Source organism: Weissella sp. MSCH1 (assembly GCF_045799135.1).
GTDB lineage: Bacteria > Bacillota > Bacilli > Lactobacillales > Lactobacillaceae > Weissella.
Genome location: NZ_JBJMBA010000027.1, coordinates 21,315 through 41,967, shown reverse-complemented (window position 1 = coordinate 41,967; position 20,653 = coordinate 21,315). Strand labels below are relative to the sequence as shown.

Sequence of the window (20,653 nt, the reverse complement as noted above, 5' to 3'; positions counted from 1 at the left end):
GCTGTCCTGTATTAACGATACAAATTAATTTTCTTTGGTGACGGGGTCGCTAACGCTTGAATCAACATTTCGCGATCATAGTCGACAAAGACAAGTTCTTCTTTCGCACGTGAGACCGCCGTATATGCCAAGCCATAGTCGGCTGCTTCCATCACGTAAACCTTACGAGCACCACTACCCTGCGATTTGTGAATCGTAATAGCATAGGCCAGCAATAAATCTTGGCGTGCCTGCCAGATTGGCAACTTATACACTTTGCCGGTCGCTGGAATGGTCACTTCAACTTCACCATAGTCACCGGCCATATTATTCTGGCGCAGATTGGTCACCTCGCCATATTCACTCGTCGTGTACCCGAATTGATGTGATTGATCATTGTTATAAAACATAACCTTCGCGCCAATGAAAAAGCCACCACGACCATACTTACCGCGCTTCGTAAATGGGATGATGTCGTCCATACCAGCTGATAGGTGGTTGAAGAAGTACTCATTTATCTGGGCAACGCGCTGATTTGTATACGCGAGAATCATCGTGTCATCCAACTCGAGATGCTGCATTTTGTCTTGTAGCATATTCCGGTACGTTTCAGTCTGGTACAGCGGTGTTTGTCGCAAGTAATTTGCATCCCCTGCTCGGACATGGGCGATAAATTCACGCAATTGCGCATTCCGCGCACGATGGTTATTTTGGAAAATAAAGCCAGTGCCAAAGGTCCGGAGCATGCCAATCAAATCGCCCGTCACAGATAAGGCATCTTCATCTAAACTCACTGGTGGTAACTGCGCGTCATCACCAATCAGGATAAAACGAGTATCCGAACTGAAAAAGGCCAACAATTGTGCCATCATCTCCATGGTCATCATGGATACCTCATCAACGATAACCGTTTTAAATGACTTAAAGGCCTGGGCGGTATCCGTATCAGCGACGACTGATTGCACCGTACCAACCGTCTGGAACCCATTATCAACCAGATTCAACTTGGCTTTGTGGGTTGGTGCCAAGGCCACCACTTGATCCGTCTGGAGAATATTTCCCAAAACAAACGTCTTACCACTACCACCAACGCCTAATAAGGCCACTACCCGGCGTGGCTCACGGCGCAACCATTGGATAAAGTCCGCCTGTTCACCAAGTGGCTTAAAGTCTCCCACCTGTTCGCGGAACGGTAGCACGCGATCCGTCGTCGCGGCAATCGCCTTCCGGACTGTCCGTTCAGCTGCTAGCTTCTGTTTCAGATATAAATATCCAGATGATTCATCGTCATTGATAAAGCCGAACTCTGATGATTGCATCAACGGCAAAGACCGGAAACGTTGGCGTTCTTGCACTGGCAATACTTCACCAGCTTGTTTAAGCATTACTAAATCATCGACCGCGGCTAAGTGCTTCAAAACTTGACCATCCGTTTGACGACTCTCATCCAAGAGTTGTTCAACGATTGCCTTATTAAACTCCGGTACCTGTAGTAACGCAAAGACCTTGGACAATTCCCATTTCTGTTGGAAATACGCATTTTCCTCCAAGTAATCATTAAAGGCCGACATATAACGAATGTCCGGCATCAGTGGCAGATACTTATCATAGTAAGTCCGTGATTCCAGCACAGACGCACTCATATAACCTGGGATATTCGTCCAACGAGGCGTGGTCAGACGTAATTCATGCCATTCACGGTCGCCTAACATAGTAATCTGCTGATAACTCAGCCCATCCACGAAAATATAGGCTGATTGGTATTCTTTTTCGGTCGTCATCACAATCGGATTACCGTTCGAGGCCAATCGATCTAAGCGTACCTGCATACGCGAGTTCAAAACCGGTTTGTCCTCAGTCTGTGTTGCCGCAACTTGCCAAATTTGTTGCTGAATCTTTTCTAAACGCTCATTCTTTAATCCACGTGCAGCTGCCCGCTTAATAAATTTTTGGGCCGTGTCAGCGTCTTCATCACGCAACGCTAACTTGGCCAAATAAAAATAAGTATTCGCTATATTCGACTTTGGCGTTGGCCGTTGCCGTACGTACCCGGCTAATACCTCGGCTGAATGGTCATTCTTTTTCAAGGAAAACAACACCCGGCCGTAATAATACGCCACCGCACGATACTGCGGGTCCTGGGCATACAACTTAGCCAACAGGTGTTCTGCTTGCGCATAGTCTTTTGCTTTCACTAGGCTACGGGCTTGTTCATACATCTCTTGCATCTCGTAACCTCATCTCTTTTTTACTCAGAAATCTATTTTACCACAGCAAAACGGGCGCCCATCTGATTCGATGAACGCCCGTTTTAGATTACTTATCAGAAATTTTTGATTCCATTGGATTTTGCAGGACATACCCCTCAGGTCGGGCTAACTTAATGCTGTACCCCTTTTCCTTAAACATCTCGGCCACATCACCAATTAATTTGTTGCGCATGTATTCATCACGGTCCAACAAGTCTAAGCCGGCTGCTAAATCTTGGTCATTATCAACAGTCACATCGACTTCAGCCAGTGCTTGCTTGACGCGCTGTTGGACCATTTCAGCGTCATTACGATAGTTTGCCATCAGCCGCCACAAAATTTCACCTAGGATCACATCACCATTCTGGGTATGCAACGCACTTGTTGCTTCCTTAGCCATGTATTGTTGCAAGCCATCCCCATAAACACGCAAGGCACGAACACCCTGTAATGTTTCATCATCCATTTGGTGCTTAAAAATATCAACTGCCATCAAAATACTCCTCCAAACATCATTTTTTACCATGATGCCGGATAAACGTGAAAATGCAGTAGGCGAAACCTGAAACAGTCTGACCAGATTGTGAAAAATCCGTTGCGTTTCTAATTGGTCTAGACAAAGCCAGATATCTATCGGTTGATTTTCACAATTTACACAAAGTCAGCATGTAAATTGAAAGCAATACAATACTATTCAGCCATGCAAAGGAGTAGACAATATTATGGATGATGAAAGAGTTCTTCCTAAAGCCGTCGAAAAGCCGGCTGCCAAAGCGAAATCAAAGGTTTCGGCCCGTACTATCACGCTTGTTGCAGCCCTCTTCTTAGGCTTTATCATGATTTACTTTGATAAAAATGCGATTGGAATCATTCTGGTCAGCATGCAGCAGGACTTCGGGTTCAGTAACGTACAAAAAGGGATGGTGATGTCTGCCTTCTTCATTGGATACGCTGCCATGCAAGTTCCGGCCGGAATTTTAAATACAAAGCTTGGGTCAAAGCCAATTTTGACATTCGCAATGGCCGCCATCGCCGTGTTTGCGACACTAGCTGGTTTTGCCAAGGCCGTCATGTTTATCATCGTGATTCGTTTCTTAGCCGGTGCGATTGCCCATTCTGGTTATGCGCCAAGTGCTGCTAAAGAGGTCGCCACTAAGTTACCGCTTGATCAACGCACCTTAGCGCAAGGTATTCTAATTTCAGCTTCTGGCATTTCCGGGATTATCGTGCCTTTGGTCGTGTCTCCCGTCCTAGCCGATTATGGTTGGCAACGTGCCTTCTGGATGATTGCTGGTGCTTCAGTTATCGTCGGAATTATCCTACGCTTTGTCCTACCTAGCGACAAGCAAGCTAAAAACCTCACTACTGACAGCACAGAGGAGACGCCTGTTGCTGAAGACGTCCCGGCTGCGAAGCTTCGAGAAGTTATCAGCGAACCCTTTGTTTGGTTGCTCGGTATCTTAAATTTCACGATTAACGCGATGATGTACGGCATGATTAATTGGATGCCTTCTTACCTGATTCAATCAGTCGGTCTAAGTACGATTGTTCAAGGACACATCACAGCCGTTGGTGGTGCGGCCTTCTTGGTGGGTGCAATCGGCGGTTCATATATCGTTGGTAAGTTCTTCTTCGGAAAGGAAAAAACGGTGATTGGTATCGCGGGTATGCTTGGTGCGCTGAGTTTATTTGCCGCCTCGATGTCAACCAATACTGGGGTGATTACCGTTGCCCTTTCGCTTGGCGAGTTCTTCTCAGCAACTACATTTGTGACATTGATGTCATTGCCAGTTAAGCGTTTTGCGGCTCACAAGTTTGGTCCCTCATACGCCATTGTTGCAACTGGCGGTATCTTGGGCGGTATCATCTCACCAACATTGATTGGTTTACTGGTTGATATGGCCAGTGGCGCCTACTTCATGGTCTTTATCTACTTTGTCATTTTGGGTGCGTTGCTATTTGTTTTGTCACGTTTCATTCCCAAGCACAAGCCAGTCGAAAACGAGGTGAATTAATATGGAAACAGTCCTAACACGTATTCCAGTTGCTGAACAACTTAAATGGCGCCGTTGGATGCACCAACACGCTGAAGTCTCATTTGAAGAATTTGAAACCACAGCCTACATTGAGAACTTGCTTCGTGATGTACCTGGTTTAACCATCGACAAGCCTTCACCAACTGGCTTAGTCGCAACGTTGCACGGTGGTCACCCTGGCAAGACCCTTGCCTTGCGTGCCGATATCGATGCCCTGCCGATGGACGAGTTAGCGGATGTTGACTTCAAGTCACTGAACCCAGGTGTGATGCACTCTTGTGGTCACGATGTCCACGCTGCCATTCTCCTTGGATCGCTCTTCGCACTGGTGGAAACACGTGACGCCTTGCACGGTGACGTAAAGTTCATCTTTCAAGCAGCCGAAGAAGTCCCACCTGGTGGTGCAATTGCCCTCGTTGAAGCTGGCGTGCTCGACGACGTTGATGAAGTATTTGGACTCCACGTCTTTCCAGACACTGCAACCGGTTCAGTCGGCTTTGCATACGGTCCTGTAACAGCCTCATCTGACCTCTTCAACTTGACGATTAAGGGACGTGGCGCCCACGCGATGGCACCAGAACAATCAATCGATCCAATTACAATTGGTACGGAGATTATTCAATCAATCAACAACATGATTGCCCGCCGTGTCGCACCAGATGAGCCAGCATTGGTTTCTTGGGGACAGTTCACGGCTGGTTCCGTCAACAATGTTATTCCGCATACCGCACACATTAAATCATCTGTCCGCTCACGCAACCCACAGGTCCGCGCTGACATGGAACGCATGATTCGCGACATTATCAAGCATGTGTGTGCGATGTACGGGGCTGAGTATGACCTAGACTTCCAAAAGGGTTACGGTTCCGTCATCAACAGCAAGGAACAAACGGATCAAGTGATTGATGCGGCGCGCGAAGTGGTTGGTGAAGAACGGATGTATCCAATGCCACCATTGATGGCTGGTGAGGATTTCTCAGCCTACACGGATGTTCGTCCAGGTACATTCTTTGGCTTGGGTGCTGGATTAGCAGCAGATGGTTATGAGTTTATTAATCACCACCCGAAGTTTATTGTTGATGAGGCTTGCATGCCTGTTGGTTCGGCCATGTTTGTTAAATTAGTTGAAAACAGTTTAAAGTAAGCGATAAAGCATACCGGATGTTCGGTATGCTTTTTTCTGTCGTTTTGCCGTGGTCGTGCTACCGCACGAGCAAGGTGGGTGGGACGTCTCCTCCGGCAAAGCTCAAAACTTGGCAACCGAATGGCGCGGACGCCATCCGGCCGGGCAAATAATTCCCCGTAAGCCTTCCAGGTCGGTATGGGTTTATCCGGATAGCGCCGGCCATGCGGCATGTTGCCAAGGTTTTGAGCGCTCCGGAAACATCCCACCCACCTTGCGGCAGCTTAACAGTTCTAGTCAGCTTAATACATCGTGAATCCGTGAGATGTGCATTTTCACCATTAATCTTTCTTATATAACCGACAAACAAAAAACGACGACCGAATAGCTATCAGCAATTCGTCGTCGTTTGTTTTATTCATATGTTTACTTGTTCAATACCGGTTCCGGTTGCTCGTCTTCGGCAGCGTGAATGTCGGCATCCAGCTCTGCCATATTGACTGCTTCATGCGCTCGGAATGAGGCGTCATTAATTGGCAAGTGCAACTGGAAGTCATCGAACACCGTTAATTCGCCGGTTAATTCTGCAGCGGTAAACTCCAAGACGTGGCCCGCAAATTGGCGATCATCGCTAATAAAGTGCACGTGCCAGCCGGCTGACGTGGCGCCTTGATACAATTCTGGAGAATAGTAGCCGACTAACGTTCCTGCGACCTGTTCTCGTTCAAATGTTGGTTGATTCTTAGTTAATTCGAGCAATGATGGGAATGGCTCATTCGCCTTTGGTGCGACGCGAACTAAGACTTGATCCATCACACCATGTAAGACAATCGCTGAGAAGTTATTCGCCAAATGACGCTTCTCGATTAAATCAATATTTGCCATCGTCACATCAGATAGCGTGATTCGATCTGTCACATCACGACCATCATGTACCGTTGAAAATGGCGTGGTTGCTGTCAAATCAGTAATGTGATTTACAGTCCCGGTTGCGTCAGCTTGATAAACCTCACCATCCAAGATTACCACTTCACCATCGACGCCATGTAAGGTACCTATTCCCGTATCACCGTGCTTTAGTAACTCGCTAAGTGGCAGTGTACCGCCTAGTTGACCAGCTATTAATGCTTCTAATGTGCCATGTTGATAAACAGTTGCCATTTCTACAACCCCCTCATCTTTATCTTCGATGATTATTATAATCCTGAAACCTGAACATAACTGAAGATTAGTCTTTACAAAAAAACGGGGCCAATCAATTGATTAGCCTCCGTTATGATTATTGAATCTTTTTGAACGTTTGTGATTCACGTAGAACTGGTAGCTGACGCAATTGTACGCCAGCAACCTTCAACAAATCTGTTTCAGGACCGTTGAGAATGTAAACGGCATCCAAATCGGCTGAGTTCTTCTTATCCACAAATGTCTGTGTACCAGCACCGGCCGCTGAAGCTTGTAGCTTAACGGCTGATAGCTTAATACGCTTATATTCTTCACCACGAATGGCGATAATATCAAAGCTCTTAATTTCAGTTTGGCTGACCAGTTGTACGAATAGCAATTCATCACTGCCATCCTTCACCGGATAAGCTTCCACCGTCTTACGCAATGTCTTGGTTGTTAGCTTAGATTCAGCCGTTGCAAAGCGCTTCGCCAAACCACGCTTAGAAACCATAACAATTTCCGTACCAGCTTCATCAAGGTGCTTACGCGTCGTCCAAAGAACCACACGGTCATCACCAGTGTAACCGTTATCGGCGAACACAGCCATCGCTGCATCTCCGCGATTATTATCGCGCGCCTTGTACTTCTTCAAGCTAGATAGCCCAACTTGCAACATGCGTCCATCAGCTGTAAACATTTCCAACCAATCATCGTCCGTTGTTTGCAGTACAAATTGGATTTCATCGTCCGTTTCAACTTCGCGCTTATCGGTCATCTTGATGTAACCGTAACGATCAATCGTAATCGTCACAGGGTTAATAATGACTGTCTTCGCTACCTTAGCCTTCAACTCAGATTCATCACCCAACGTGGTACGTCGTGACCCAAAGCCGTCCTTCCTCAAGGCCTTGATTTGTTCATCCAAACGTTCAGACAACAATTGCACACGCAAATCTGGTTCCTCGATATAACGCTTTGCCATCGCAATACGTTCTTCCAGGTCAGCCTTCTCAGCAACCAACGCTTGCGCATCCACACGGTTCAATTGGTAGACACGCATTGACGCAATCGCATCAGCTTGACGTTCCGTGAAGCTGAATGATGCCATTTGTGCCGGAATTGTCTTTAAGCCTTGCAAGACTTGCATCAAGTCCGCCTTGCCATCCGTATTCTGGGCAGCATGCACAATCGCTTGAATCAAGTCAGGAACTTGGATCAGACCGTCGACAATTTCAAGGCGTGCAGACGCCTTTTCCAAATCTGCCTTGTACTCACGCACGACCAACGTGTGTTGGAAGTTTGCCACTGTCTGCAAGTATTGCATCAGTGTGTAGCGCTTGGGTGTCAAACCATCCAAGGCCATCCATTCAAGTGAGTACGTTTGACGCAAATCCGTCTTTTGGAACAGCAACGTCTTGGCTTGTTCGTGGTCATAGTTGTTCTGCAACGTGACTTCGATTCGGACCTTGTTGTTAGCAATATCCTCATCCGTCGTGAAGTCATCAATTGACCGAATTGGCTTCAACTTACCATCGGCAATCAAATCCTTCACCTTATCGAGGTAAGAATTAATTGATCCACCCATACGGTATGGTACTTCGGTGATAATCAATGTGTTCTTATCTTCGTCAGAATCAATAATTGTCCCGGCATTTTGGAACTTCCCCACACCAGTCTTGTAGTATGCACGAACATCGCCGTACAAGGTTCCACCCGTTGGCAAATCAGGACCTTGCAGAATGCTAATCGCCTTATCAAGCGTCATCTTTGGCGTCTTGATGTATTGCTTCAACAAACGTGTCGCATCAACTGGGTTGTGCGGTGCAATCGAACTCGTAAAACCGACCGCGATACCTGTCTTAACCCCGTTAATCAACAAATATGGCAACTTAGCCGGAAATACCCGTGGCATCCGCTTTGTATTGTCATAATTATCTTCGTATGGGACCAACTTTTCAGATAGGTCATTCACCATCAACTGACCGAAACGTGACAATCGTACCTCTGTGTAACGGGCCGCAGCGGCTGGGTTACCAGAAATGTCGGTAAATGAACCGTGTCCTTCGATTGGTGCTAATGGGAAGACGAAATTTTGCGTCAAGTAATCAACTGACCCGTAATTATCACCATGGGGGTGCCAGTTTCCCATCACATCCCCAACCACCGTCTGTGACTTCTTAAACTTTGCGGTTGGAGACAACTTTGCCATTGTCATGGCGTACAAAATACGACGTTGCACCGGCTTCAAACCATCCAGCACATTTGGCACTGAACGATCAGAAGCAACGGCAATCCCGTAATTTGTAAATGCTTGCTTCATTGATTGATCGAGGTCTTCAACAACTGGCTTGTCGTGCTTCAAATCAATCTTGATTTTATTTTTTGTCGCCATTATTTCTTATTCCTCAATATGTGCAAATTCAGCGTTTTCCATTAGGAACGCACGACGTGGTGCCACTTCCTTACCCATCAACAAATCAACTAGTTCCGTTGAGGCTTCAATATCATTTGTCGTGTATTGCGTTAAATGACGAGTTCCTGGTGTAATCAAGGTTTCACGCGTCATTGGGTCACCAACTTCACCAAGTCCCTTGGCACGTTCAACCAACTTAGGGTCGTGCGTTTCCAAGTAAACCTGTTGATCACGTTCCGTGTAGATGTAATCTGTGTTGCCCTTTTCATCGTAATTAATAAACAATGGGGCTTGGGCACGATAGACGTGTCCATTTTCCAATAATTGCGGCGTGTACTTTGAGAAAAGCGTAATCAACAACGCAAAAATATTGTCACCATCGGAGTCAGAGTCGGATGCGATGATGATCTTGTCGTAGTTCAACTTTGATTCGTCATACTTATCACCGATTCCCGCGCCAATCGCACTGAAAATCGTTGAGACTTCAGTATTCGCAAAAACCTTATCTGATGTTGACGTCAACGCGTTAATAATCTTTCCACGAATTGGGAAAATGGCTTGATACATACCACCTTCACCGTTAATTCGGGTACGCGTCAAAGAACCAGAGGCTGAGTCACCCTCGGTAATGAACAATTCAGCTTGTTCAACACCGCGAGCACCACGCAACTTCTTGGCTGGCTTCAACTTCTTTGAGACCTTGGCCTTCATGTCCTTTGAATCTAACTTAATTTTTGACAAGTCATCAATCTTGCGACGCAAAGCAGCCCGCTCTAACGCTTGCTTAATAACTGCTTCAACATCAGTGATGTACTTATCCCACTCAAATTGACCTTGCTCGTAGGTAATCTTATCAATTGCCGTCTTAGCGTCAACGTTTGAGAGCTTATCCTTGGTTTGTCCGGTATATTGTGGCTTCGTGTGGTTCGCTGAAATAATCGCCACCAAACCAGGTTGCAAATCACGGGAATCAATCGAGTCCTTCGTCAAGCCAAGTTTGTCAGCATAATTGTTCATCATGCGGCGCACACCAGCATTGAAACCAGAAACGTGGGTACCACCATCAGGCGTAGCCACTGAGTTAACGAATGACCGTTGGCGTGGTGTTGCCCCGTCTGTCCAAGCAAACGCAACGTCCGCACCAATCCACTCACCCTCGTTTGTCTCAATCCGACCAGAGAAACCATGAATGCCTGTAATTAGCTTTTCATTGTCTTCCTTCGATGATTCAAAGACATACTCGACATACGCCTTCAATCCTTCTGGTTCATGATATGACACTTCTTCGCCAGTAGCTTCATTAATCAATGTAAATGATGCTTCAGGGTTTAAGAAGGCTTGTTGGTGCAAGCGGTCCTTAAAGGCCGTCCAATCGATGGCCACTGAATCATAGATATCTGGGTCTGGCCAGAAACGTAATTCCGTGCCATGACTTTGACCATGAATGTATAACTTTTGCGTCAACGTCTTGCTTGGCAATTGGTGATTACGATTCAACTTAGTCTCGTAGATCAATGGTGATCGGCTCAACAACTTAGCGGCTTTATCACTCTTATCTTTAAATGCCGGCGCCACTTCTGGATCCAACGTGTAGATATCTTGATACCACTTACCGTCTTTCAAAATCGTACCGACCGTCTTCGTTGACGTCGCCGTCACAAACTTGGTTCCGATACCGTTTTTTCCGATTGAGGTCGTGGCTTGTTGTGTATAGTGCCCTGATGTATTTGGCACCGTCCATGCCATACGGTTGGTTGGCATTTTATCGCCATTTGCCGTCTCAGCAACTTCAACAGGCATTCCTTCACCGTTATCAAAAACGGAATATGAACCATCCTCGTGAAAAGTAATCCACAAGTGGTCCGCTTTTTTAATTAAAATTTGATCGATTCCGTTATCAACGGCTTCCTGCAAGGCATGGGTTGGTGTACTCTTTGAACCACCATACATATCAGGGTTGATACGAATTTGATTCAATTGATTGGCATTAATGATTGCCATTAGTTCTACCTCCATTTATATGTATCGCGTGTTAAGACACACGTCTATTGGCGCAACATCAGCGCCCTATTTACGACAGTTTGCATGTGCAAAACTGTGCATTCAAGTCTCAGCCTGTACTATAATACCAGTCTTATCGGGTTTTGATAATACAGTTTGAACAATATTTAGCGATTTGTAAAGGTATTCAGTGTTTCTGGACTGGGACTTTTACATCGACGGACAAGCTAAAAAGCCCTCTACATCAGCAGAAAGCTTTTTTTAGTGTTTAAGTATAACCTAATAACCATAACACAGAATGAAAAAAGAACCAGCATTAATTTGCTGGTTCTTAGTCAAGTTAGGCTGTGTACTTAGCCAAAATAGCTTCTAGTTGGTGTGCTGGTGTGAAACCAGTCAAACGTTCAACCACTTCGCCATCTTTCTTAACAAGCAACGTTGGAATTGCCATGATACCGAACTCTTGTGCGGTTGCTGGGTTTTGATCCACGTCCATCTTGTTGAATGTTACTTCAGGCATTGTTTCGGCCACCGTCTCAACGACTGGCGACTGCATACGACATGGGCCACACCAAGTTGCCCAGAAATCGGTCAATGTTACACCGGTATCGGTTGCATCTGCAAAGTTTGCGTCTGTAATATCTTGTACTGCCATATTAACAGCCTCCTCATTATTTTCTAATTTAAAGTTAGTATAACGCTAAAATCCGAAATTGTCGACAGTCGACTCATGACATTAATCATAATCGCCCACGTTACCTTCGTCATCGCCAGCCATAATTTCTGCCGCAATTAGCGGTTCAATGTCATCTAACAGTGCCTGATTGTCATCATCATTCTCATGTGCAATAATCTCGCCACCAATAATTGGCAACAAGTCATCCGTGCCACCATTACGGGTTGGCCCACCCTCGACTGTCGCGTGAACCGGTGTCTCCTGTGGTACTGCCTCACCAGTGGGCCGGCCAGCCCACCAAACTGACCCACCGAGCATCAGAATACCGACCCCAATCGATTTCAAAGCAAAGCCCATTATGGCGCCATCCCCCATCAACAAACCAAGTACCAAACTAATCAGCCCAACTGCCAAGATGAGCACACCCAAAACCATGCCAGCCAACATCAACAAATATCCCATGACCAACCACCTCCAGTTGTCTCCATCTTAGCACACATCCCCATTACCGCTCACGCCAGCACGCGTACGCATGGATAACATGATGATTTGGACAGTGTCGCGCCACTAAATGTTGGACCTTCTGCCAATGGTGACCAATATGCAAGCGCCAGCCATCAAACCGATAGCCCGGCCGATGAGGTTGTTCAAACGTGGCCTCAGGCACTTGCTCGCCTGGTAACGCCGTAACTTGCACGCGTGGATTACTAGTTGTAAATTTGCCTAACCCGGCATCTAACTGAAAGACTGCGAGTTTTTGACGTGGCATAAATAACTTAATTTTCGTTGTTCCACGTAGCTTCACGTCATGATAAATGACATTCTTAATGGTCAATTCACCTGCATAACCAACCTGATTCCGCCCATCGACCTGTTTCGTCGTTTGGTGCGCTTGTTTCAAAGTTGCATGCGTTTGATGCACTGTGAGCAACTGTGGTTTCCCTAACCCGGTAATTTGATACCCCACACTCCCTGTTAAGCCATATGCTGCTAATAACGCATTGAGTTCTTGATAACTCACCCGGTAACTGGGTAGCATCAAGGTCGTCGGCAAATTGATAGTCGTTGCCCGGCCAGCCAATGTATAGGCCGTAATCGGCTCCGTTTGCCGTAAAATTTCAGTGTTCGACATGACCGTCACGGCCTGGACATCATCACCGACTAAAAACGCCAAGCAAACGGTCAAAAACAATAACATATACGCGCGTATCATCGTCATCGCCCCCTTCAGATGATACAAAAAAGGCCGCAATCGTCACCGACTACCGCCTTATCTCTTAAATTTCCTCCGTAACCACACCTTGATCATCAATCAAGACAGAGTTGATACCTTGGTTACCAAAGAACTTTACTGATTCAAATTCTAACTTCAAAACAACAAAGGTTTCCTTTGCGCCACCAACGACTTCGGTCCATTCTGGAATTTGATTATCCAACAATGGTAAAACATCATCAATGGCCTTGTCCGTTAAATGAATTTGCGCCTTATTTGACGTCACGACTCCGTTATCATCATCGGTTGGCACCGTCGTGAATGATACGTGCGGGTTCGCTTCAATTTCAGCCATTTTGTTTGAATTACGTGGCGTTGTGATATAGATATAGTTTGTAAATTCATCTGGCATCAGATAAAAGACATCACGGTTAGATGGGCGATTATTCACACAAGTTGCCAAATTCAAGACGTGTGAATCACGCAAGTATTTTTCCAATAGTTCAGATTGTGTCGCAGTTGCTGTTGTCATGTTCATTTCTTCCTTTCATATTCCCTGTTTACCGTTTATTATACTGATTCAGCCATATAAATGCCGGTACCAAGCTTGGAAGAGTTTGTGAAGAATAGAAAAAGACTGATTCTTGACACAGAATCAGTCTTTCTTCATTTTGATTAACCTAGTTCGGCGTACGTTGCCCCTTGGTCCGGACCAGTAAAGCTAAAGTCCTTAACCGCACGGTGTGAACGCAAGTATTCTTGCACACCTTGGCGAATAGCGCCTGTTCCCTTACCGTGGATAATTTCAACAGAAGGTAAGTTATTCAGCAAGGCACGATCGATGAACTGATCAAGCTCACCCATGGCTGCTTCATAACGTTGGCCACGCAAATCAAGCGTTGCTGATGCGTTTGCGCGGTTAACCGCCTTATTCGTGCTAACGCGTGGCTTAGCGGCAGCCTTTTGCTCCGACTTCGCCGTTTGTGCAGCTGCTTGCTTCTCAATTTCATCTTCAGCCAGCACCATCTTCAAAATACCCATTTGGACTTCGAACTTACCGTCCTTTAGCTTACGCTTAACAGTACCTTGTTGACCGTACTCACGAACCAAGACAGTGTCGCCAGCGGCAATATCTTGACTCTTAGCTTGCTTAGCCTTCCGCAAAACGCGGTTGTTTTCCGCAGATGGTTCTTGACGCATCGCATTCAAGGCACCCTTAGCATCCATCAACTTGTTTTCCTTAACGGCCACCCCATCTAACTGCATCTTACGCAAATCAGCGATAATCTTATCTGCCTTCTTACGTGAATCTGCCACGATGTGGTTGGCTTCCTTCTTGGCTTCCTCCAGTGTACGGGCCTTCTCAGTTTCCATCTTTTCAAGCTTTTGCTCGTAATCGTTCTTCATTTGACGATTTTCGATAACTTGTTGGGCCAACTGAACTTGTTGCGCCAAAACGGCATTACGACGTTCAACCAAATCAGCAATCATGTCATTCAACTCTTGCGAATCTTCTGACGTCAATGAAGCCGCAGCATCAATAATCGATTGATCCAAGCCCAAACGCTTTGAGATTTCCAACGCGTTTGAACGGCCTGGAATGCCAAGCAAGAACTTGTACGTTGGACGCAAAGTGTCAACGTCAAACTCCATCGATGCATTGATTGTGTCAACACGGTTGTACCCGTAGACCTTTAGCTCTGGGTAGTGCGTCGTTGCCACAGTGTATGAACCCTTGGCACCAACCGCATCCAGAATAGACATCGCCAAAGCGGCCCCTTCTTGAGGGTCTGTTCCAGCACCCAATTCGTCAAATAGCACCAAAGAATCCGCGTCAATTTGCTTCAAAATATCAACAATATTGACCATGTGTGATGAGAATGTTGACAATGATTGTTCAATTGACTGCTCATCACCAATATCCGCAAAGACTTCCTTAAACAAGCCAACCGTTGAATACTCAGCTGTTGGGATAAACAAACCTGATTGGGCCATTAATTGCAACAAACCAAGCGTCTTCAAGGTAATCGTCTTACCACCGGTGTTTGGTCCAGTGACAATAATTGCCTTGTAGTCTTCACCAATAATAATATCGTTGGCAACTGCCTTTTGTGGGTCCAACAATGGGTGACGCGCTTGGAGCAAACGCACGTGATTTTCTGGACTGTACTCTGGCTCCTGGGCCTTAGTTGCCGCAGCATAACGTGCCTTCGCGTTCACAAAATCCAAGTGGCCCAACACTTCTGCATTCTTTTGAATGTTTTCTGCTTCTGGACGCAACATATCTGACAATTCTGCCAAAACGCGTTCTTCTTCGTGACGCTCCTTGATATAGTGCTCACGCAAACGGTTGTTCATATCAACCACGTCGGCTGGTTCGATATATAACGTCTGACCAGTTTGCGATTGATCGTGCACAACACCACCAAAACGACTACGGTATTCCGCCTTAACTGGAATAACATAGCGATCACTGCGAATCGTCACAATTGGATCCGACAGATACTGCGCCGACTTACCACGCGTGTAATCTTGCATTTTCTGACGAATTGCATTTTCAGTCGAGGTGATTGCTTGGCGAACTCGGTGAAGTTCAGGTGACGCCTCATCAGTGACACGACCATCACCATCAATTGCCGTATTCACACGACGCGTCAAATCCTGCATCACAACCAAACGTGAGTAGTATGGTCGCAATGCAGCCAATGGCTCACCACGGTCTTCGATTAAGTTTTCAAAGAACATACGCATTTGACCGGTTGTAAATAGCACCCGACCAACCTGGGCCAATTCTGTACCACTTAGCGCTGCATCGATACGTAAACGTTGCATGTGTGGCTTAACATCAGCCAACTTAGGAATATTAATCCCCCCTTGCCAACGTAATACCTTAGCTGCGTCAGACGTTTCCGCCAACCAAGCTTGCATTTCATTGGCATCAGCAGTTGGCAACAAGTTGCGCAACTCGTTTTCACCGGCAGCCGTTGAGAGGTATGGCCGCAATTGGGCCTTTACCGCATCATACTCAAGGGTTGCCAAGACTTTCTTATTCATCTGTCTGAACCTCTAATATCTCTATTTCTGCCCTACTGGAGAATCCACCATTGATAGATGGCGTCTGAGAAGTAAGGTGTTTGATTTAACATCCACTGGGCGACGGGTGACTGAATCATCGCGTCGTGATACCAAGGGATTTCTAATGTCTGTGTTAATTGTAAAACAAAGAAGATTTCAATGTAGACTAAAAGGCCGTATACAAGCAGGCCAGCCAAGCGATTTAGTTTACCTAAAACAGGAACCTTATTAATAAAACGCAGACTGCGTTCAATCGACCGCAGGACCAGCGACCCGCCAAACATCAAGATTCCAAACGCTAATCCTGATGCCAGAAATTCATTTGCTTTATCAGCTAGCACAGTTGGGACACCGTTTGCGGCCCATCGTGCTTGGATTGTTGTCAAAAACGTCGCATGAATCCATGCACCGAAGCGATGCGACAAAAGAATGGCAACTGCGTAGACGATAAACCGACCCCCAAGCGAGACTAAACTACGTGTAAACCCGAGCGTATAACCTCGCGTCATCGCAGCAACTAGTAACACCAGAATGATAACTGATAGCAAATTCATTACTTATTAGCGTCCTTCTCAGCCTGCATCTTCAATTGATCTGATAGTGCATTAATGGCCAACAACGTTAGTAATTGATCGTCAGTTAAGCGTGGGGCTAGCTCGCGCATTTCGTTCAATTGTTGATTTGCCAAGTCGAACACAGCCTTCATGTGGGCTTGGGTCTCATTTGACGTAATGGTAATTGGCTTACCAAGGATTTCGCCTTTAAAGCGCATCTTTTCTGCCATGGTTTTGCCTTCCTTTCACGGATGTCGTTCTTATTTCATAATTTCCAGTATAGCAAAAAAACGCTGATGTTTCAGCGTTTTTCATTGACTTGCTAATTATCCTAGTGTTTGGTAATCCGAAGTAAATTCAGGTGCCTTCACAATTTTGAATGCTGGGCCGTTTTTGATTAGGTAATCACCACAATTACCAATACTATCAGGCTCATGCAATCGCAACTGGTTATCTGCCTTTGATTGCCAAGTCACAATACCCTTTTGCAATGCGTCCTGCACCCAAACAGCAGGTGCCGTATCGTCTGAGATTTGCCATGCCTCGACAATCATATCATTGTGTTTCACTTGCATATCGAGTCGCCTACTTTCTTTCTGCTTAGCGATTCTCTTCTCCCTAAATATAATTTTACACCATGTCGGCACAAATTTACTGTTTGAACATTAGGTGAAACGGTTAACTTTTAGATAGTTGAGCGGTCGTCGCGTTGCGACGAGCATGGATATACACGATTGTTCACCCGCACGAAAAAAGCACGCAATTTGCATGCGTGCTTGATTTTTAATCTTCAAATTCTTCTGGATCAAAATCCGTACCATCAAGCATACGAGCTTCTAGCCAGTCCCAGACGTTATCCTTACCGTACTTGGTTTCTGATGAGAAAATCTCAAAGTCAGAAACGTCAGGGTTAAATTGCAAGCCACGCTTGATATCTGCCTCAGCCTTATTCCACTTACCACGTGAAATCTTGTCAGCCTTTGTGGCAACAACCAAAACTGGTAGGCCGATGTCATCAGACGTCAACCAGTTGTACATCTCGATGTCTTCCTTAGAAGGCATGTGACGTGCATCTACTAGTTGTACGATACCCTTCAATGGCTCGCGGGTACGCAAGTATTCACCAATCATGACCGCAAACTCTTCACGGGCCTTCTTAGAAACCTTAGCATACCCGTACCCAGGCACGTCGACGAAAAAGATTTGATCTTCCACCTTGTAGAAGTTCAATGTTTGCGTCTTACCGGGTTGTGATGAGGTGCGGGCAAATGACTTGCGGTTAATCAAAACGTTTGTCAACGATGACTTACCAACGTTTGAACGACCCACGAATGCTACCTCAGGTAAACCATCAGTTGGGTATTGGCTGGCACGTACAGCGGACATTACCATTTCGACATTGTGTACTTCCATGATAAATCCTCCGTTAGTTTTGTTCTGTAACCATCTCTGGTTGCTCGTTACGTAATACAGCACCTTCAGTAATAATAACGCCGTTAACGTCATCACGTGATGGTACATCGAACATTACGTCGCGCATCGTCTCCTCAATAATTGAACGCAAACCACGGGCACCCGTCTCACGCTCAATCGCCAAGTGTGCCATGGCCTTCAAGGCTTCAGGAGTAAACGTCAACGCAACTCCTTCAAGTGCCAACAAAGCCTGGTATTGCTTAACCAAAGCGTTCTTAGGTTCCGTCAAAATACGAACCAAATCATCTTCTGTCAATTCTTCCAAAGCAGTCAAAATTGGCAAACGACCAATGAATTCTGGAATCAATCCAAAGCTCATCAAATCTTCAGGTACAACCTGTTGCATGATTGACTTGTCAGTATTCTTAAATTGTACTGTCTTAGAGTCCGTACCGAAACCAATTACCTTAGCGCCGACACGTTCCTTAACCATTTGCTCGATACCCGCGAAGGCACCACCAACGATGAACAAAATGTTCGTTGTGTCGATTTGAATGAACTCTTGGTTAGGGTGCTTACGACCGCCTTGAGGTGGAACGTTAGCAATGGTACCCTCTAACATCTTCAAAAGTGCTTGTTGCACACCTTCACCAGAAACGTCACGTGTAATCGAAACGTTTTCGGCCTTCTTGGCAATCTTGTCAATTTCGTCGATGTAAATAATACCAGTTTCCGCGCGCTCGACATCATAGTCAGCGGCTTGGATCAACTTCAACAGAATGTTTTCAACGTCTTCACCAACGTATCCAGCTTCTGTCAAAGTCGTTGCATCCGCAATTGCGAATGGCACGTTCAAAAGCTTAGCCATTGATTGTGCAATATACGTCTTACCTGACCCAGTAGGTCCGATCATGGCGATGTTAGACTTTTGCAGCTCAACACCTTCAGCCCCAGTATCACCCGTCAACATAGCGTTAACGCGCTTGTAGTGGTTGTAGACGGCAACTGCAAGAGTACGCTTAGCTTCGTCTTGTCCGATAACATATGAATTCAAGTTATCGACAATCTCTTGTGGTGTTTTCAAAGTCAATGTGCGCTCCAATGCATCTTGTTGCAAATCTTCATTAATAATATCTTGTGCCAAAGCCACACATTCATTACAAATGTATACGCCAGGCCCTGCGATAAGCTTCTTCACTTCTGTTGAAGCCTTACCACAGAATGAACAGTAGGCAATGCCGTTTGAATTATCGGTTGTATTAAACACTGTTCAACCTCCTGTAAGTTTTTAACGTTAGTCGAAACGTAAGTTACCTACTATTGTACCAGAGATTTTGTGTTTTTTTATACGATATTCTTAGGACTTATATAGTGTAACACTGCAAAAAGAGGTTAGACTCGAAAAAGTCTAACCTCTTAATTAACGTTGTTTAGAATTAAGCTTCAACAGCGTTTTCAACGATCATGTCAACAACTTGCTTGATAGCAATGTCGTGTGACAACATGTCGTCTGACAAAGCACCGCGAACAGCAGCTTCGTCCATACCGTATTGGTCGGCCAATGACTTTACTTCAGCAGCAACGTCTTCGTCCGTAGGCTTGATGTTTTCTGCCTTAACAATAGCTTCCAATACCAAGTTCGTCTTTACGCGACGCTCAGCACCTTCTTCGTATTGCTTGTGCAAATCATCTTCTGATGAACCAGTGATTTGGTAGTACAACTCTGGTGAGATACCTTGTTGTTGCATTGAAGCAAAGAATTGGTTCATTTGACGGTGAACGTCTTCGTGAATCATTGAATCAGGAATTTCTCCACCAGCAACTGATGCGTTGTCAACAACGGCTGAGATAGCAGCGTCTTCCTTGGCATCCTTAGCAGCGTCTTCCTTTTCAGTCGTCAAACGTGCCTTAACCTTGTCCTTCAATTCTGCCAAAGTATCAACTTCTTCGTCGATGTCCTTTGCAAATTCGTCGTCCAATGCAGGAACTTCCTTAGCCTTAACTTCGTGCACAGTAACAACGAACAAAGCGTCCTTACCGGCCAAGTCAGCAGCTTGGTATTCTTCTGGGAACGTTACATTTACGTTAACAACGTCATCGGCCTTGGCACCAACCAATTGGTCTTCGAAGCCAGGGATGAATGAGTTTGAACCCAATTCAAGTGAGTAGTTGTCACCCTTACCACCGTCGAACTCAACACCGTCAACTGAACCAACGAAGTCGATAACAACCGTGTCACCGTTCTTTGCAGGAGCGTCAACCAAAACCAATTCTGCTTGACCTTCTTGCAAACGAGCGATTTCGGCATCCAATTCTTCATCAGAAACAGTAACGTCTGATGCAGGAACCTTAACACCCTTGTAGTCGCCCAATTCAATTTCTGGAGCCAATTCAACTTCAGCAGTCAAAACCCAAGCTTCATCCTTGTTCATTGACTCTGCGTCGATCTTTGGTTGACCAACAGTCGTAACACCTGCTTCTGCAACTGCATCAGCGTAAACATCTGGCAAAACGATGTTCAAAGCGTCTTGGTACAATGACTCTTCACCGTACATTTGAATAAAGACTTGCTTAGGCATCTTACCCTTACGGAAACCAGGAACCGTAATTTGCTTCTTAACGTCGTTAAATGCGGCGTCGATACCCTTTTCGTATACGTCAACAGGAACTTCGAACTTGATCGTTCCCTTGTTGCCTTCACCCTTAGTGAAAACTGCGTTAGCCATGTTTATTCCTCCACTAGTAACCAACTAATAG

General features: G+C 45.7%; 18 protein-coding genes. 2 read left to right on the top strand and 16 right to left on the bottom strand.

Annotated features, from left to right (window positions below):
• Positions 1-11: 11 nt before the first annotated feature.
• Both ACJ28U_RS01875 and ACJ28U_RS01870 read right to left on the bottom strand, forming a co-directional pair.
• A complete protein-coding gene (locus tag ACJ28U_RS01875; protein WP_407618212.1) occupies positions 12-2,207 on the bottom strand; it encodes an AAA family ATPase in 2,196 nt (731 codons plus the stop codon).
• Between the two features lie 88 nt (positions 2,208-2,295).
• Positions 2,296-2,721: a hypothetical protein gene (locus ACJ28U_RS01870; protein WP_043709460.1), complete on the bottom strand. Its 426-nt coding sequence runs from the start codon at positions 2,719-2,721 to the stop codon at positions 2,296-2,298.
• Positions 2,722-2,950: 229 nt separating this feature from the next.
• Here ACJ28U_RS01870 and ACJ28U_RS01865 point away from each other — a divergent pair, with 229 nt between their 5' ends.
• Positions 2,951-4,243, top strand: a complete 1,293-nt coding sequence (locus tag ACJ28U_RS01865; protein WP_407618211.1) for an MFS transporter — start codon at positions 2,951-2,953, stop codon at positions 4,241-4,243.
• Position 4,244: 1 nt separating this feature from the next.
• Complete coding sequence (locus tag ACJ28U_RS01860) at positions 4,245-5,408, top strand: M20 family metallopeptidase (protein ID WP_407618210.1); 1,164 nt, start codon at positions 4,245-4,247, stop codon at positions 5,406-5,408.
• A 405-nt stretch (positions 5,409-5,813) separates the two neighbouring features.
• Here ACJ28U_RS01860 and budA read toward each other — a convergent pair whose 3' ends face one another.
• The 14 genes from budA to tig form a co-directional block, all read right to left on the bottom strand.
• On the bottom strand, positions 5,814-6,548 hold the full coding sequence (gene budA / locus ACJ28U_RS01855) for an acetolactate decarboxylase (protein ID WP_407618209.1): 735 nt from the start codon (positions 6,546-6,548) through the stop codon (positions 5,814-5,816).
• 118 nt (positions 6,549-6,666) lie between these two features.
• Positions 6,667-8,943, bottom strand: a complete 2,277-nt coding sequence (locus ACJ28U_RS01850) for a DNA gyrase subunit A (protein WP_407618208.1) — start codon at positions 8,941-8,943, stop codon at positions 6,667-6,669.
• 6 nt (positions 8,944-8,949) lie between these two features.
• Entirely contained in the window at positions 8,950-10,965 is a 2,016-nt protein-coding gene (locus tag ACJ28U_RS01845; RefSeq protein WP_010369696.1) for a toprim domain-containing protein, read from the bottom strand.
• Positions 10,966-11,305: 340 nt separating this feature from the next.
• A complete protein-coding gene (gene trxA / locus ACJ28U_RS01840; protein ID WP_010369700.1) occupies positions 11,306-11,620 on the bottom strand; it encodes a thioredoxin in 315 nt (104 codons plus the stop codon).
• 81 nt (positions 11,621-11,701) lie between these two features.
• The gene (locus ACJ28U_RS01835) at positions 11,702-12,103 is read right to left on the bottom strand and encodes a hypothetical protein (RefSeq protein ID WP_407618207.1); all 402 of its coding nucleotides are present in this window, start codon (positions 12,101-12,103) and stop codon (positions 11,702-11,704) included.
• Between the two features lie 43 nt (positions 12,104-12,146).
• Positions 12,147-12,854, bottom strand: coding sequence for a hypothetical protein (locus ACJ28U_RS01830; RefSeq protein WP_407618206.1), 708 nt, complete (start codon positions 12,852-12,854; stop codon positions 12,147-12,149).
• Between the two features lie 64 nt (positions 12,855-12,918).
• A complete protein-coding gene (locus ACJ28U_RS01825) occupies positions 12,919-13,386 on the bottom strand; it encodes a pyridoxamine 5'-phosphate oxidase family protein (RefSeq protein ID WP_407618205.1) in 468 nt (155 codons plus the stop codon).
• Between the two features lie 143 nt (positions 13,387-13,529).
• The gene (locus ACJ28U_RS01820; RefSeq protein ID WP_062359044.1) at positions 13,530-15,908 is read right to left on the bottom strand and encodes an endonuclease MutS2; all 2,379 of its coding nucleotides are present in this window, start codon (positions 15,906-15,908) and stop codon (positions 13,530-13,532) included.
• Between the two features lie 32 nt (positions 15,909-15,940).
• Positions 15,941-16,483: a CvpA family protein gene (locus ACJ28U_RS01815; RefSeq protein WP_063084022.1), complete on the bottom strand. Its 543-nt coding sequence runs from the start codon at positions 16,481-16,483 to the stop codon at positions 15,941-15,943.
• Positions 16,483-16,713, bottom strand: coding sequence for a cell division protein ZapA (gene zapA / locus ACJ28U_RS01810; protein ID WP_043709103.1), 231 nt, complete (start codon positions 16,711-16,713; stop codon positions 16,483-16,485). Before zapA ends, ACJ28U_RS01815 begins: the two co-directional genes overlap by 1 nt.
• A 96-nt stretch (positions 16,714-16,809) precedes the next feature.
• Positions 16,810-17,058: a hypothetical protein gene (locus ACJ28U_RS01805; protein WP_010369722.1), complete on the bottom strand. Its 249-nt coding sequence runs from the start codon at positions 17,056-17,058 to the stop codon at positions 16,810-16,812.
• A gap of 208 nt (positions 17,059-17,266) precedes the next feature.
• Positions 17,267-17,896 (bottom strand): ribosome biogenesis GTP-binding protein YihA/YsxC, encoded by a 630-nt coding sequence (gene yihA, locus ACJ28U_RS01800; RefSeq protein WP_043709109.1) that lies wholly within the window; start codon positions 17,894-17,896, stop codon positions 17,267-17,269.
• A gap of 13 nt (positions 17,897-17,909) precedes the next feature.
• Entirely contained in the window at positions 17,910-19,163 is a 1,254-nt protein-coding gene (clpX, locus tag ACJ28U_RS01795) for an ATP-dependent Clp protease ATP-binding subunit ClpX (protein WP_010369727.1), read from the bottom strand.
• Between the two features lie 169 nt (positions 19,164-19,332).
• A complete protein-coding gene (gene tig, locus ACJ28U_RS01790) occupies positions 19,333-20,622 on the bottom strand; it encodes a trigger factor (RefSeq protein WP_010369730.1) in 1,290 nt (429 codons plus the stop codon).
• Positions 20,623-20,653: the final 31 nt, after the last annotated feature.